Origin of the sequence: Shimia sagamensis (assembly GCF_900182745.1) — a bacterium.
Taxonomy (GTDB): Bacteria; Pseudomonadota; Alphaproteobacteria; order Rhodobacterales; family Rhodobacteraceae; genus Shimia; species Shimia sagamensis.
In genome coordinates this window covers 152295-165276 of record NZ_FXTY01000003.1, presented here as the reverse complement: position 1 = coordinate 165276, position 12982 = coordinate 152295, and the positions used below count along the sequence as shown (strand labels likewise).

At 56.7% G+C, this 12982-nt stretch carries 17 protein-coding genes; 10 read left to right on the top strand and 7 right to left on the bottom strand.

Annotated features, from left to right (window positions below; translation table 11 throughout):
- Positions 1 to 3 precede the first annotated feature (3 nt).
- On the bottom strand, positions 4 to 564 hold the full coding sequence (gene folK / locus QOL67_RS08930) for a 2-amino-4-hydroxy-6-hydroxymethyldihydropteridine diphosphokinase (protein WP_283425628.1): 561 nt from the start codon (positions 562 to 564) through the stop codon (positions 4 to 6).
- Between the two features lie 153 nt (positions 565 to 717).
- On the opposite strand from folK, the gene QOL67_RS08925 reads away from it, so the two are divergent.
- Positions 718 to 1293, top strand: coding sequence for a LabA-like NYN domain-containing protein (locus QOL67_RS08925; RefSeq protein WP_164645923.1), 576 nt, complete (start codon positions 718 to 720; stop codon positions 1291 to 1293).
- 59 nt (positions 1294 to 1352) lie between these two features.
- Here QOL67_RS08925 and QOL67_RS08920 read toward each other — a convergent pair whose 3' ends face one another.
- The gene (locus QOL67_RS08920; RefSeq protein WP_283425627.1) at positions 1353 to 1826 is read right to left on the bottom strand and encodes a c-type cytochrome; all 474 of its coding nucleotides are present in this window, start codon (positions 1824 to 1826) and stop codon (positions 1353 to 1355) included.
- Positions 1827 to 1947: 121 nt separating this feature from the next.
- Here QOL67_RS08920 and ispH point away from each other — a divergent pair, with 121 nt between their 5' ends.
- From ispH to rnhA, 4 genes are all read left to right on the top strand, one after another.
- A complete protein-coding gene (ispH, locus tag QOL67_RS08915; RefSeq protein WP_283425626.1) occupies positions 1948 to 2901 on the top strand; it encodes a 4-hydroxy-3-methylbut-2-enyl diphosphate reductase in 954 nt (317 codons plus the stop codon).
- Between the two features lie 73 nt (positions 2902 to 2974).
- Positions 2975 to 3589 carry a LysE family translocator gene (locus QOL67_RS08910; RefSeq protein ID WP_283425625.1) on the top strand — a complete coding sequence of 205 codons (615 nt, stop codon included), beginning with the start codon at positions 2975 to 2977 and terminating at the stop codon, positions 3587 to 3589.
- A complete protein-coding gene (locus QOL67_RS08905) occupies positions 3586 to 4191 on the top strand; it encodes a class I SAM-dependent DNA methyltransferase (RefSeq protein WP_283425624.1) in 606 nt (201 codons plus the stop codon). Before QOL67_RS08910 ends, QOL67_RS08905 begins: the two co-directional genes overlap by 4 nt.
- Positions 4184 to 4639 (top strand): ribonuclease HI, encoded by a 456-nt coding sequence (gene rnhA, locus QOL67_RS08900; RefSeq protein ID WP_283425623.1) that lies wholly within the window; start codon positions 4184 to 4186, stop codon positions 4637 to 4639. Before QOL67_RS08905 ends, rnhA begins: the two co-directional genes overlap by 8 nt.
- Before the next feature lie 3 nt (positions 4640 to 4642).
- On the opposite strand, the gene QOL67_RS08895 is transcribed toward rnhA, so the two are convergent.
- The 4 genes from QOL67_RS08895 to def (QOL67_RS08880) are packed head-to-tail and all read right to left on the bottom strand — an operon-like array spanning position 4643 to position 6883.
- The gene (locus QOL67_RS08895; RefSeq protein ID WP_283425622.1) at positions 4643 to 4879 is read right to left on the bottom strand and encodes a hypothetical protein; all 237 of its coding nucleotides are present in this window, start codon (positions 4877 to 4879) and stop codon (positions 4643 to 4645) included.
- Positions 4880 to 4890: 11 nt separating this feature from the next.
- Positions 4891 to 5796: a methionyl-tRNA formyltransferase gene (gene fmt, locus QOL67_RS08890; RefSeq protein ID WP_283425621.1), complete on the bottom strand. Its 906-nt coding sequence runs from the start codon at positions 5794 to 5796 to the stop codon at positions 4891 to 4893.
- A 23-nt stretch (positions 5797 to 5819) separates the two neighbouring features.
- Positions 5820 to 6314 carry a peptide deformylase gene (gene def, locus QOL67_RS08885; protein ID WP_283425620.1) on the bottom strand — a complete coding sequence of 165 codons (495 nt, stop codon included), beginning with the start codon at positions 6312 to 6314 and terminating at the stop codon, positions 5820 to 5822.
- A gap of 56 nt (positions 6315 to 6370) precedes the next feature.
- Positions 6371 to 6883: a peptide deformylase gene (gene def, locus QOL67_RS08880; protein WP_164645931.1), complete on the bottom strand. Its 513-nt coding sequence runs from the start codon at positions 6881 to 6883 to the stop codon at positions 6371 to 6373.
- 111 nt (positions 6884 to 6994) lie between these two features.
- Here def (QOL67_RS08880) and QOL67_RS08875 point away from each other — a divergent pair, with 111 nt between their 5' ends.
- Entirely contained in the window at positions 6995 to 8167 is a 1173-nt protein-coding gene (locus QOL67_RS08875) for a MalY/PatB family protein (protein ID WP_283425619.1), read from the top strand.
- A gap of 58 nt (positions 8168 to 8225) precedes the next feature.
- Here QOL67_RS08875 and QOL67_RS08870 read toward each other — a convergent pair whose 3' ends face one another.
- Positions 8226 to 8579, bottom strand: coding sequence for a hypothetical protein (locus QOL67_RS08870; protein WP_283425618.1), 354 nt, complete (start codon positions 8577 to 8579; stop codon positions 8226 to 8228).
- A gap of 211 nt (positions 8580 to 8790) precedes the next feature.
- Between QOL67_RS08870 and QOL67_RS08865 the strand changes: the two genes are divergently transcribed.
- The 4 genes from QOL67_RS08865 to QOL67_RS08850 all read left to right on the top strand — a co-directional run bounded on the left by QOL67_RS08865 (position 8791) and on the right by QOL67_RS08850 (position 12981).
- The gene (locus QOL67_RS08865; RefSeq protein ID WP_283425617.1) at positions 8791 to 9765 is read left to right on the top strand and encodes a glutathione S-transferase family protein; all 975 of its coding nucleotides are present in this window, start codon (positions 8791 to 8793) and stop codon (positions 9763 to 9765) included.
- Positions 9766 to 9857: 92 nt separating this feature from the next.
- On the top strand, positions 9858 to 10838 hold the full coding sequence (locus tag QOL67_RS08860) for a threonine-phosphate decarboxylase (RefSeq protein WP_283425616.1): 981 nt from the start codon (positions 9858 to 9860) through the stop codon (positions 10836 to 10838).
- A complete protein-coding gene (gene cbiB, locus QOL67_RS08855) occupies positions 10835 to 11743 on the top strand; it encodes an adenosylcobinamide-phosphate synthase CbiB (protein ID WP_283425615.1) in 909 nt (302 codons plus the stop codon). The genes QOL67_RS08860 and cbiB overlap by 4 nt, the downstream gene beginning before the upstream one ends.
- 65 nt (positions 11744 to 11808) lie before the next feature.
- Positions 11809 to 12981, top strand: coding sequence for a lytic murein transglycosylase (locus QOL67_RS08850; protein WP_283425614.1), 1173 nt, complete (start codon positions 11809 to 11811; stop codon positions 12979 to 12981).
- Position 12982: the final 1 nt, after the last annotated feature.

Sequence of the window (12982 nt, the reverse complement as noted above, 5' to 3'; positions counted from 1 at the left end):
GTTTCAAAGGGGCCGCGGCTCTTTCTGAGCGAAATTCGGTAAATCCCCAAACATTTGGGCCACGGAGCGCCCCGTTACCGGGTGTTTCCAGTCCGGCGCAATGTCCAACAGCGGCGCCAGCACAAAGGCACGGTCCTGCAATCGCGGATGCGGCAGAATCAGCTCTGCCGGCGCCATTTGGGCCTGTTGCTCAGCTGGCAAGTCTCGCCAATGCGTCCAAATCGAGGCGTTTGGCAGCACTTCCGTTTCAAATCCAATCAAGTCAATGTCCAGCGGACGGGTGCCCCAGCGTGTCAAACGCTGCCGCCCAAAGGTGCTCTCAATCTTGTGCAACTCCGTGATCAGGTCCTGGGCGGAAAGCTCCGTTTCTATAGTCACTGCGGCATTAATAAAATCCGGCCCCGCACCTTTTGGAAAACAAGGGGTTTGAAAGAATCGGCTAACTGCGCGAATATGAACAGCATTCCGGTTCAAATGAATTAAAGCTTCTTGCAGTGTTTGAATTGGTGAACCAAATTGAGATGGTAAATTACCACCAAGAGCTAATAGACCAAAACTACTCACTTTAATCCCTATCTAATTTCCTAGTTGGACAGAACTTACCGCAAATGCTTGCGACCCCCGTAAATATGACTATTTTGAACGTGCTGTCACGCTCACTCCAATTTTTCACTCACGGGACATTCCAGGCGCGGCAGAGTTAGAAAGGACATTTTGATGTTTTACAAAGACGAACGGCTCGCGCTGTTCATAGACGGTTCGAATCTGTATGCGGCTGCGAAGTCGCTCGGGTTCGATATCGACTATAAGCTTTTGCGGCAGGAATTTATGCGCCGTGGTAAGCTGCTTCGGGCCTTTTACTACACAGCGTTGCTGGAGAACGACGAATATTCGCCGATCCGCCCGCTGGTAGATTGGCTACATTACAACGGCTTCACCATGGTGACCAAAGCGGCGAAGGAGTACACAGACTCCCAGGGGCGTCGTAAGGTCAAGGGGAACATGGACATTGAGCTGGCGGTGAACGCGATGGAACTGGCGCCACATGTGGACCACATCGTTTTGTTCTCGGGAGATGGGGATTTCCGTCCGCTGGTTGAAAGCCTGCAACGCCAAGGTGTGCGTGTGTCGGTGGTGTCTACCATCCGCAGTCAGCCGCCGATGATTTCCGATGAGCTGCGCCGTCAGGCTGATAACTTCATCGAGCTGGATGGCTTGCGCGAAGTGATTGGCCGCCCGCCGCGCGACCCACTGCCAGAACACAATCGCGAAGCAGAGATGGCAGACGACTGACTCGCAACACGACAAATTCGAAAAGCCGGGGCTGATGCCTCGGCTTTTTTGCGTTGTGGTCAGCCCTGTTGATCATTCATGTCATTGTGCATTTTGATCACCCTATCTGGCCAGGTGCTTTTGATGTAGCCTAGCACATCCAAAATCTGCTGATCAGTTAGACTGCCTTCAAACCCAGGCATGTTGCTTTCGTACCCCTGCCCCACAACAGCGGCGCTGCCTTGTTTCGTAATCGCAAAGAGCATCGCATCCGGGTGGTGCCAGGTGTGGCCGGTTTCGTCATGGGGCGGCGCGGGCATCAGGCCATCAGGCGTGCGCTGCTTCCAGTTGGGCTCACCCTGCAGGTTACTGCCATGACAAGAGGCGCAATTTTCCGCATAGAGCGACTTGCCTTTTGCAACACTACCAGTGTTGTCGTAAGGCAGCCGCTGGTTGGCCACGGTTGTTTCAATTGGATTGACCACCGATTGCACAATAAACCCTCCGACAATCGCAATGCCAAGCGCCGCCCAGCCTAGTTTTGAAAACGCCATGCTCTCTCCCATTTTGAAGTGCGTTCGCGTTACCACCCTGCCCCACTAGAAGGTCAAGCTCTGGACGTTGGCGCGTGAAATCACTACCTGTTGCCGCAGGATCATCGTGGAGACCACAGCTATGAGCAAGCCCCCCCTGACCATCCATCTTGCGGCCCCGCGTGGGTTTTGTGCCGGAGTCGATCGCGCCATCAAGATTGTGGAGATGGCCCTCCTCAAATGGGGGGCGCCTGTCTATGTGCGCCACGAAATTGTGCACAACAAATATGTGGTGGACGGACTGCGGGACAAAGGCGCGGTGTTTGTCGAAGAACTGGATGAATGCCCGGATGACCGTCCGGTGATTTTCTCGGCCCATGGGGTCGCTAAAGTTGTGCCTGCAGAGGCGCAACGTCGCGAAATGATCTATGTGGACGCGACCTGTCCGTTGGTCAGCAAGGTGCATATCGAGGCGGAGCGCCATAGCGAAAACGGGTTGCAAATCATTATGATTGGCCATGCCGGCCACCCAGAGACCATTGGCACCATGGGACAGTTGACCGACGGCGAAGTGCTGCTTGTGGAAACCGAAGCGGATGTGATCACCGTCGACGTGCGCGATCCAAGCAAGCTTGCCTTTGTAACTCAAACAACCCTGTCGGTGGATGACACCAAAGGCATTGTGGCTGCACTAAACACCCGCTTTCCGGAGATTGTCGGCCCTCACAAAGAGGACATCTGTTACGCCACCACCAACCGCCAAGAAGCGGTGAAAGAGGTGGCTCCCAAAGTTGACGCCATGCTGGTGGTGGGCGCACCAAACTCGTCCAATTCAAAGAGGTTGGTGGAAGTAGGCGCCAATAACGGGTGCCGCTATTCGCAGTTGGTGCAGCGCGGCAAAGATATTGATTGGCGTGCCCTTGAAGGGATTTCGTCACTGGGCATTACGGCGGGTGCCAGTGCACCTGAAGTGCTGGTCAATGAAGTGATCGACGCGTTTCGGGATAAGTTCGAAGTGACAGTTGAAGTCGTCGAAACTGCAGTGGAACGGGTGAACTTCAAAGTGCCGCGCGTGTTGCGGGATGTGTCAGTTTAGGTGTGCTGCCTCCCACAAGCCTATTCTGCCCCACGCTGACGGGGCGATAACAACCCAAATTGAGGAGTATGACGTGCTGTCTTTGCAATTTCTTGTCACCGCCTTTGTGGTGGTGATCGCGCCCGGGACTGGGGTCATTTACACGCTTGCGATGGGCTTGGGCCAAGGCCCGCGTGCCGCGCTTTGGGCGGCATTGGGCTGCACCTTTGGAATTGTGCCCCACCTGCTGGCGGCCACTTTGGGGTTGGCGGCGGTACTGCATACGTCAGCTGTTTTGTTCAACGTTGTGAAATTTGCCGGTGTGGCCTATCTGCTTTACCTCGCCTGGCAAGCGCTGCGCAGCGACGGAGCACTGGCAGTCAAGGCTGAGCGGCAGGCGCAAGCTGGTTTTGTAATTGCGCGGCGGGGGGCGTTGATCAACATTTTGAACCCGAAACTCTCGGTCTTTTTCCTTGCGCTGCTACCGCCGTTCCTGAGCGGAAATGCGACGACGGCAACCCTGGAAATGACCGTGCTGGGCGGTGTGTTTATGGTGCTGACCTTTGTCGTGTTTGTGCTCTATGGGCTGTTCGCAGCCAAGGCGCGTGATCTACTTCTGGGCAGTGAACGCGTGATGACATGGCTCAACCGCAGCTTTGCGACAATTTTTGTTGCGCTGGCGGGACGCCTGGCGATGGAGCGGGCATGAGCGACAAAGAAACACTTGCGGTCTACGCCAAAGCCGCAGGTGACTATGCCAAACGGTTTACCCGGGTTGATGACTCGGATGTTGATCAGTTCAGCGACTTAACGGCATTTTTTGACCTGTTGCCAGACACTGGCCTAGTGTTGGATTTGGGCTGTGGCCCCGGGCAATGGGCTGCAAAAATTCGCGACGCGGGATACACTGTTGATGCTATGGACGCGTCATCGGAAATGGCAGCGTTGGCCAAAGAGCACTTTGACATAGACGTGACCGTGGCAACCTTTGATCAGCTCGACGTGGCTGGCACCTATGACGGCATCTGGGCTAACTTTAGTCTGTTGCACGCCCGCAAGACGGAGATGCCGGACCACCTCAAACGCATTCACTGCGCGCTAAAACCTGGTGGTGCCTTTCACATTGGCACCAAACTGGGAGATGGCGAAAGGCGCGACCACCTGGGACGGTTCTACGGCTACTACCGCGAGGACGAGTTGATTGGACTTCTGGAGTCCGCAGGCTTCACGGTGACGCGAAAAAGAACCGGTAGTGCGGTTGGATTGGCTGGCAGTGACGACACATTTGTCATACTGACCGCCCATGGCTGATTTGATTGCATATACCGATGGCGCGTGTTCCGGAAACCCTGGCCCAGGAGGCTGGGGCACCCTCATGCAAGCGAAAGAAGGCGGCACCGTCATGAAAGAGCGTGAGCTCAAAGGCGGCGCGGCAGACACCACCAACAACAAGATGGAGTTGATGGCGGCAATCATGGCGCTTGAGACGCTGGAACGACCCAGCACCATCACGGTTGTGACCGACAGCACCTATGTGAAAAATGGCGTGACCGGGTGGATTTTTGGTTGGAAGAAAAACGGCTGGAAGACAGCCGCAAAGAAGCCGGTCAAAAATGTTGAGCTGTGGCAGCGTTTGGACGCGGCACAGGCGCGGCATCAGGTGACTTGGGAATGGGTCAAGGGCCATGCAGGGCATCCGGAAAACGAACGCGCGGACGAACTGGCCCGCGCGGGAATGGCGCCGTTTAAGAAGGGCTGAAGCTCATTTTCGGTAGTGTGTTGGTACGATGATCAACGCGCCAACCGAGGACAGGATCGCGTTGAGGCCCGGGCTGCCAAACCCGATGTGAAACATGCGGCTTATCATGAAGAACAGGAACGCACCGCCGATACAGATGATGATCGACGGGAGATAGCCATTGCGGGTGAAACCGCTGCGCTCTGACAGGTAGCCAACAATGCCGGCAATGATAACGGTGCCGAAGAAGGAGAAAAACACCTGGAGGCTCCTTACAATTGCTGACCTTTGGTGAGCGGGAAGCCTCGCAGGAAGATGTCCGCGTCTTGCGCGCCTTTGCCCGCACGTTGCAAGCGCAAGAGCTGCACGGCGCCGTCGCCACAGGCCACGGTTAGTGTGTCATCCAGCAATTCACCGGCTTGGCCGTTGCCGTCTACGAGACGTGAAGCGAGCAGTTTCACACGCTGACCGTCGATTTCGGTCCAGGCGCCAGGGAATGGAGAAAGACCTCGGATTTTACGGTCCACTTCGGCGGCAGGTGCCGACCAATCGATGCGGGATTCTGCCTTGTCGATTTTTTCGGCGTAAGTGACACCCTCGGCAGGCTGAGGTGTGGCGGTCAGGTTGGTTAGGTCTGCCAACGTGTCGACGATGGCGGTGGAACCCAGCCCGGCGAGGCGGTCGTGCAGTTGCGCGGTGGTTTCTGCCGCACCAATCTCAAGCGCGCGCTCCAACAGCACGGGCCCGGTGTCTAAACCAGCGTCCATTTGCATGATGCAAACACCCGTTTGGGCGTCACCGGCCATGATCGCGCGATGGATTGGCGCTGCGCCGCGCCAGCGTGGCAGCAAGCTCGCGTGGATGTTGAGGCACCCGTGCGCAGGGGTATCCAGCACATATTGCGGCAGGATCAGACCGTAGGCGACCACCACACCCACATCCGCGTCAATACTCGCGATAAGCTCTTTGGCCTCATCTGTGCGCAGACTTTTGGGGTGATGCACCGTTAGCCCCAACTCCAGCGCGCGGGCGTGTACCGGTGTTGGGCGGTCTTTTTTGCCGCGCCCGGCTGGTCGCGGCGGCTGGCTGAACACGGCAACAATTTCGTGGCCTGCTTCGACCAATGCGTCGAGGACGGAGACAGAAAACTCGGGGGTGCCCATAAATAAAATGCGCATAGGGGTGTCTCCTGCTCTCGTGTTTAGCGGCGCTTTTGCGCCTTCTTGATCAACATAGACCGTTTGGTTTTGCTGAGGTGATCGAAGTACATCTTACCGTTGATGTGGTCGATCTGATGCTGAACCGAAGTGGCCCAGAGGCCCACAAAGTCTTTTTCAACGGTCTCACCGTTCTCATCCACGTAACGCACGGTCACGGCGCGCGGGCGCTCGATCTTGGCGGAGACGCCCACCAGATTTGGGCTGGCCTCTTCGTGCTCGCGTGGCTGTGCGGAGGCGTGCAGGATTTCCGGGTTGGCCATGCGGACAGCCGATTTACCGTCCTCGGTGGCGTCCACAACGATCAGCCGCAGCAGTACACCAATCTGGTTGGCCCCCATGCCTACACCCGGCATGGCATACATGGTATCGATCAGATCGTCCCAGACCTGACGCACCTCATCGGTGATTGCGTCCACAGGGTCCGATACGGTGCGCAGGCGTTTGTCAGGCCACGGAATACAAGTTCGAACAGTCATTTTATGTGCTCCAGCGACAAAGTATCGGTAACCCAACCGGTTGATCCGGTCACGCGTTATCCGCGGGCCAGCTCGCGTTTCATTTTCTGGCTCTTGCGGGTCATCATCTGACGTTTCATCGGGCCTAGGTAGTCGATGAACAGCTTGCCATTGAGGTGATCAATCTCATGCTGCACGCAGGTCGCCCAGAGGCCGTCGAAGTCTTTTTCCTGAGGATTGCCCTCCATGTCGATCCAGCCAACACGGACGGATTCAGGACGGGTCACCTCGGCAAACTGTTCCGGAATGGACAGGCAGCCTTCCTCATAGACGTTCAGATCTTCGGAGCTCGAGAGCACCTCGGGGTTGAACATCACCACCGGTTCAGGATCGCCGTCTTTGATACAATCCATCACGATCAAACGGTCAAGCACGCCAACCTGCGGCGCGGCCAGGCCAATGCCCGGCGCGTCATACATGGTTTCCAGCATGTCTTTGGCCAAATTGCGCAGATCGTCGGAGAGATCAGACACGGGTGCACAGACCTTTTTCAGGCGCGGATCGGGGTGGATAAGAATAGGTTTGATCATGGCCCCCATCTAGGACAGTCGCGCCTTCTGCGCAACGGGGTAGCTTGCGGGGTTGCACATGAGGCGCAATTCGCTAGCGTGCGGTTGCGTTGTTAAGCAAAGGACACACAGATGAATTTCGACGAGAACATCGACCGCTTTGGCTCCCATTCCGTGAAATGGGACATGATGGAGAAAATCTATGGTGTGTCTGCCGACGATGGGATCGCGATGTGGGTGGCTGATATGGATTTCCGCCCGCCGGCCTGCGTGACCAATGCGGTCAAAGGCATGATCAACACCGGTGTGTTTGGCTATTACGGCGACGATGCGGCCTATCGAGACGCAATCCGTTGGTGGATGAAGGAGCGCCATAACTGGTCTGTGGAGCGCGACGAGATTTTCAGCACACATGGGCTGGTGAATGGCACGGGCCTTTGTGTGGACGCGTTTAGCGCGGTTGGCGACGGTGTTGTGTTGACCACGCCGGTGTATCACGCCTTTGCGCGCGTCATTAAGGCCGCGGGCCGCGAAGTTGTGGAATGCGAACTCGTCAACAACAACGGCCACTATGAAATGGATTTTGACGCCTGGGATGCGCAGATGAAGGGGCATGAGACCATGTTCATCCTCTGCTCACCGCACAATCCGGGTGGGCGTGTGTGGTCTCGTGAAGAGCTGCAAGGCGTGGCTGACTTCTGTAAGCGCCATGACCTCATTCTTGTGAGCGACGAGATCCACCATGATCTTGTGTATCCGGGCAAAACGCATATCCCGATGGTCAATGTCGACCCTAGCATTCTGGACCGTTTGGTGATGATGACCGCCACCACCAAGACATTTAACCTTGCGGGTGGTCTGACCGGCAATGTGATCATTCCCGATGAGGCTCTACGGGCGAAGTTCGCGGCCCGCATGGGGGCGCTTGGAATGTCGCCAAACAGCTTTGGTCTGTTCATGGCGGAGGCGGCTTACTCGCCGGAAGGCGCAGCCTGGGTTGATGGGTTGATCGAATATCTCGACGGCAACCGCAAGATTTTGGACGCAGCGATCCAAAGCATTCCCGGCCTGTCATCAATGCCACTGGAAGCGACCTATCTGAGCTGGGTGGATTTCTCCGGCACAGGCATGAGCCGAGAGGATTTCACCGGGCGCGTGGAACAAGGGGCACGTGTTTGCGTGAACCACGGTCCAACTTTTGGCAAAGGCGGCGATGACTTCCTGCGGTTCAACATCGCCACGCCGCGGGCACGGGTTGAAGAAGCGGCCTCGCGGTTGGCTAAGGCGTTTTCAGACCTTCAATAAAAACAAGGGCGGGGATTTCCCCGCCCTTTCGTTGCCTATGGCGCGTTCGTGGGGCGCTCTAGTGCGGACGCCCGAGCAATCCGGCAGGGGTTGGCTCACTTTGATAATAGTCCACCGGCGCCTGATCCGTGACTGGTGTGGCGCGTTTGAATTCATAGTGCATTTCACCATCTTCTTCGTCGGTCGCGACGACCAAGCACTGCGAAATGTGTTTTGACCCGTCATAGAGGTTCACAAGCCCCGGTAGACGTGGTGCGGTTTCGGCATCCAGCGTAAAACCGTCATCCAGAAAGCGCACAACCCGGACGCTCAAACCATCGGCCTCTACACGAAGACGGTGCCTTTGTTTCAACGCCTTTTTGCGCGCGGCATCAAAGCCGGCCTGCACTTCGGCAGATAAATAAGTGCTCATGGGATTCTCCATCGTTCGTCTCACTGCATCCCACCATGCTGCACCGGTCAAGCGAAGATTTGGTAAACAGTCTGGTTCCTTAGCGGTAGCCTAAGGAACGGCTCCCAACGTGAGCTGTGCAAAAACGCGCAACACTCGCGCGCGTATGTTGGTTTTTTGAGAGGCAAACCCGGCCTAGGTTGAGGTCAAGTTAGGCACAAAGGAATGCGCGATGGGTTTGCTTGTAGACGGAACATGGACCGACCAGTGGTATGACACCAAATCACACGGCGGCAAATTTGTGCGCTCCGCTGCGCAGTTCCGCAACTGGATCACCGCTGATGGCAGCGCGGGGCCAAGTGGGAAGGCAGGTTTTCAGGCCGCGAGTGGGCGGTATCACCTCTATGTGTCTTATGCTTGTCCTTGGGCGCACCGTACACTGATCTTCCGCACATTAAAGGGCTTGGAAGAGCACATCACTGTGTCTGCCGTGCATCCAGACATGTTCAGCGAAGGCTGGACGTTTGAGACGGATGATCATGGCGCGACTGGCGACACGCTGTATGGGCTGAGTCACGCCCATAGCGTCTACACCAAAGCGGACCCAACGTATTCTGGCCGCGTGACCGTACCAATCCTCTGGGACAAGCAGCAGCAAACCATTGTAAGCAATGAAAGCTCTGAAATCATTCGCATGTTCAACAGCGCGTTTGACGGCGTGACCGGCAACACGTTGGACTTCTGGCCCGAAGAAGAGCGGGACGCGATTGAAGAGGTCAACCAGCGGATTTATGACACGCTGAACAACGGCGTGTACAAGAGCGGATTTGCGACCACACAAGAGGCCTATGACGCAGCCATCTATCCGCTGTTTGACACGCTGGACTGGCTTGAGGAGCATCTGTCGGAGAACCGCTATCTGATGGAAGATCAGATCACCGAGGCGGACTGGCGTTTGTTCACCACCCTGATCCGGTTTGATCCCGTGTATCATCTGCATTTCAAATGTAACCGGAAGCGGATTGTGGATTACCCCAACCTCTGGGCTTACACGCGTGAGCTCTATCAGGTGCCCGGAGTGGCGGAGACCGTAAACTTCAAGCACATTGTCGATCACTACCTGCGCAGCCACACCAGCATCAACCCACATCAGATTGTGCCCATCAATCCGGTGATTGATTACGACGCGCCACACGGGCGGGGCTAACTTGGGAAATCCTTGCTGCGCAGGCAAGAAAGCTTGCGCAGTGAACATCATATGCGGTACGCGCGCCTTGCAGGATCACAGCAGGGCGCGACATGACCACCTCCCCCCAAACAGCAACTCCGGAACAACGCGACCACGGCGGTGGACTTGACGCCGCGAGGGATCATTGGGGCGGCAGCCGCGACAGTTGGCTGGATTTGTCCACCGGGATCAATCCGGTGCCCTACACCATGCCGCATATCCTTATGGACGATTGGGCACGCCTACCCGACAAGGTTGCCCAAAACGGATTGTTGAACGCAGCGAGAGAATTTTGGAAGGTGCCGGATGGGGCCGGCATTTTGGCCGCGCCGGGCGCGTCGGCGCTGATCGCCCGCATTCCGTCTCTGCTAGATCAAGGCACAGTGCAGATTGAGGCACCAACCTACAACGAGCACGCGGCCGCCTTTGCGGCCCAAGGATGGCAGCTGGGCAGTGAAGCACCTAATGCGCAGGTGGTGGTTCACCCGAACAATCCAACCGGACGACTTTGGTCTGTGGATGACCTCACCGCATCGTTTGCCGTGATTGACGAGAGCTTTTGCGATGTCACGCCAGACTGGAGCATGATCCGCGTGACGGACCAACCCGGCCGGATTGTGCTCAAAAGCTTTGGCAAGTTTTGGGGATTGGCAGGCGTGCGTCTTGGCTTTGCCATTGGCGAACCGGGCTTGATTGCGCGATTGGCCGATTTGACCGGCCCTTGGGCCGTGTCTGGTCCAGCCCTGACCATTGGCACCGCCGCGCTCCGCGAAACGGGCTGGGCGCTCGAAACACGCGAGCGGTTGCGCAAAGACAGCACCCGGATGGACCAGATGATGCAGATTGCCGGTGCAAACCTGTCTGGTGGCACCAGCCTGTTTCGATTGTATGAGGTGGATGATGCTGCCAAGTGGCAAAATCACCTTGCGCGCTACCATATATGGACCCGGATTTTCCCCTACTCGAAAACCTATTTGCGGCTGGGCCTTCCGGCCCCCGATCGTTGGGAGCAGGTGGAACACGCATTGCGTATGACGGAGCATGAGTTTTGAGCACAGCAGGCATTCTGGTAGGCGCACTATTGCTCGACGCCATATTTGGCGAGCCACGTTGGCTTTGGCAGCGTGTGCCACACCCGGCTGTGGTTATGGGCAAGGTGATTGGCCGCGCGGATCAGGACTACAACGAAGGCATCAATCGCAAAGCAAAAGGCGTGATTGTGGTGATCGGGCTTGTTCTGGCGGCATGGTTACTTGGCTCATTGATAAGTCTATTTGGTTGGGTGCCACAGATGCTTCTGGCGGCGATCCTGCTGGCCCAGCGCTCCTTGGTGCAGCACGTGCAAGCGGTGGGTGACGCGTTGCGCCTGTCGTTGGGTGACGGGCGGGTCATGGTTAGCCGAATTGTCAGTCGAGACACCAAAGACATGGACACGAGTGCCGTGGCCAGATCCGCCATTGAAAGCGGCGCCGAGAACCTGAGCGACGGTGTGATTGCACCAGCGTTCTGGTTCCTGATTGGTGGCTTACCCGGGCTGTTGATCTACAAAATTGTCAACACTGCCGACAGCATGATTGGCTACAAAACCGAGCGGTACAAAGACTTTGGTTGGGCGGCGGCGCGACTGGACGATGTGCTCAATTGGGTGCCGGCCCGGCTGACTGCGCTGTTGATCGCCGTAACACATGCTGGTCTGACACAGTGGCGGGCCATCCGAGCGGATGCAGGATTGCACCGTTCCCCCAACGCCGGTTGGCCGGAGGCGGCCATGTCCCGCGCATTGGATATTTCGGTCGCCGGACCACGGTCTTACGATGGTGTGATGCAGGAATTTCCCTACGTGAACCCCAAGGGACGCAAGACACTTACTGCGGATGATGTGGATGCTTGTTGCCGCGCGTTGTGGCTGACTTGGGCGGCGGGATTGGCCATTGTTGTGATGCTGGCGATTTTCTAGATGCTTGCCCGCGGGGCAGGCTCTGGCTATGTCTGGGCAACATTTTGCACCATGAGGGTATTTGTATGCGTCTTTTGCCAGCGCTGACTGCGGCGTTTTTGACCGTCAGCACAGCCACCACCGCAGCCGCGCAATGCGGCGGGTCTTTTAACAGCTTTGTCAATGGCTTGAAAAAAGAAGCCATGTCCAAGGGCTATTCCAAAGGCACGGTAGACAAGTTTTTTTCCAGCGCGCGACAGGACCCCAAAACCATCAAGGCGGACCGCTCCCAAGGCGTATTCCAGATGCCGTTTCTGGATTTCTCACAGCGTTTGATCAGTCAGAACCGGATTGACGTGGGCCGCAAGAAAGCCAAACAATATGCCTCGACTTTTAGTCGGATCGAAAAGCAATACGGCGTGTCACGCGGTGTGCTTTTGGCGTTTTGGGCGTTTGAGACCGATTACGGCGCCTTCCAAGGCGATTTTAACACGCTGAATTCTCTGGTCACGCTGGCGCATGACTGTCGCCGCCCAGAACTGTTCCGCCCACAGGTGTTTGCAGCACTGGAGCTGTACAAGCGCGGCAACTTCAGCCCCACCAAAACCACAGGTGCCTGGGCGGGTGAAATTGGCATGGTGCAGATGCTGCCTGCCGACATCATCGAAAACGGTGTCGACGGGGACGGGGACGGCAAAGTCAGCCTGAAGACCTCGCCACAGGATGCACTGATGTCCGGTGGCAAGATGCTGTCCCATCTTGGCTGGCGCAAAAATGAGCCGTGGCTACAAGAGGTTGTGGTACCCAGCAACTTAGATTGGTCCAAGTCCGGATTGGACACCACGCTATCCGCAAAACAGTGGGCAAAGATGGGTGTGAAACCACGCGAAGGCAAACTGGCCAACCTGCCCGCCTCACTGCTGCTGCCTCAGGGGCGCAAGGGGCCGGCATTTTTGGCCTATCCAAATTACAGCGTCTACTTTGAGTGGAACAAGAGCTTCGTCTATGTGACCACGGCGGCCTATTTCGCCAACCGCTTGGAAGGCGCAAAGCGCTATGACGCGGGTAACCCTGATCCCGGTCTGTCCGGCAATCAGATGAAGCAATTGCAGAAAAAACTAAAAGCACGCGGACATGATGTTGGTAAAGTGGACGGCATCTTGGGCAAACTCACGCGCCGTGCCGTGCAAGCTGAGCAAGTGCGCTTGGGATTGCCTGCAGATGCCTGGCCAACCGCACAGCTTTTGAACGCGCTCTAAC

Bases quoted from the DNA above. Each gene is read 5' to 3' on its own strand.
- QOL67_RS08925 (WP_164645923.1), top strand. From the start codon at position 718: ATGTTTTACAAAGACGAACGGCTCGCGCTGTTCATAGACGGTTCGAAT.
- QOL67_RS08920 (WP_283425627.1), bottom strand. From the start codon at position 1,826: ATGGCGTTTTCAAAACTAGGCTGGGCGGCGCTTGGCATTGCGATTGTC.
- ispH (WP_283425626.1), top strand. From the start codon at position 1,948: ATGAGCAAGCCCCCCCTGACCATCCATCTTGCGGCCCCGCGTGGGTTT.
- QOL67_RS08905 (WP_283425624.1), top strand. From the start codon at position 3,586: ATGAGCGACAAAGAAACACTTGCGGTCTACGCCAAAGCCGCAGGTGAC.
- rnhA (WP_283425623.1), top strand. From the start codon at position 4,184: ATGGCTGATTTGATTGCATATACCGATGGCGCGTGTTCCGGAAACCCT.
- fmt (WP_283425621.1), bottom strand. From the start codon at position 5,796: ATGCGCATTTTATTTATGGGCACCCCCGAGTTTTCTGTCTCCGTCCTC.
- def (WP_283425620.1), bottom strand. From the start codon at position 6,314: ATGACTGTTCGAACTTGTATTCCGTGGCCTGACAAACGCCTGCGCACC.
- def (WP_164645931.1), bottom strand. From the start codon at position 6,883: ATGATCAAACCTATTCTTATCCACCCCGATCCGCGCCTGAAAAAGGTC.
- QOL67_RS08875 (WP_283425619.1), top strand. From the start codon at position 6,995: ATGAATTTCGACGAGAACATCGACCGCTTTGGCTCCCATTCCGTGAAA.
- QOL67_RS08870 (WP_283425618.1), bottom strand. From the start codon at position 8,579: ATGAGCACTTATTTATCTGCCGAAGTGCAGGCCGGCTTTGATGCCGCG.
- QOL67_RS08865 (WP_283425617.1), top strand. From the start codon at position 8,791: ATGGGTTTGCTTGTAGACGGAACATGGACCGACCAGTGGTATGACACC.
- QOL67_RS08860 (WP_283425616.1), top strand. From the start codon at position 9,858: ATGACCACCTCCCCCCAAACAGCAACTCCGGAACAACGCGACCACGGC.
- QOL67_RS08850 (WP_283425614.1), top strand. From the start codon at position 11,809: ATGCGTCTTTTGCCAGCGCTGACTGCGGCGTTTTTGACCGTCAGCACA.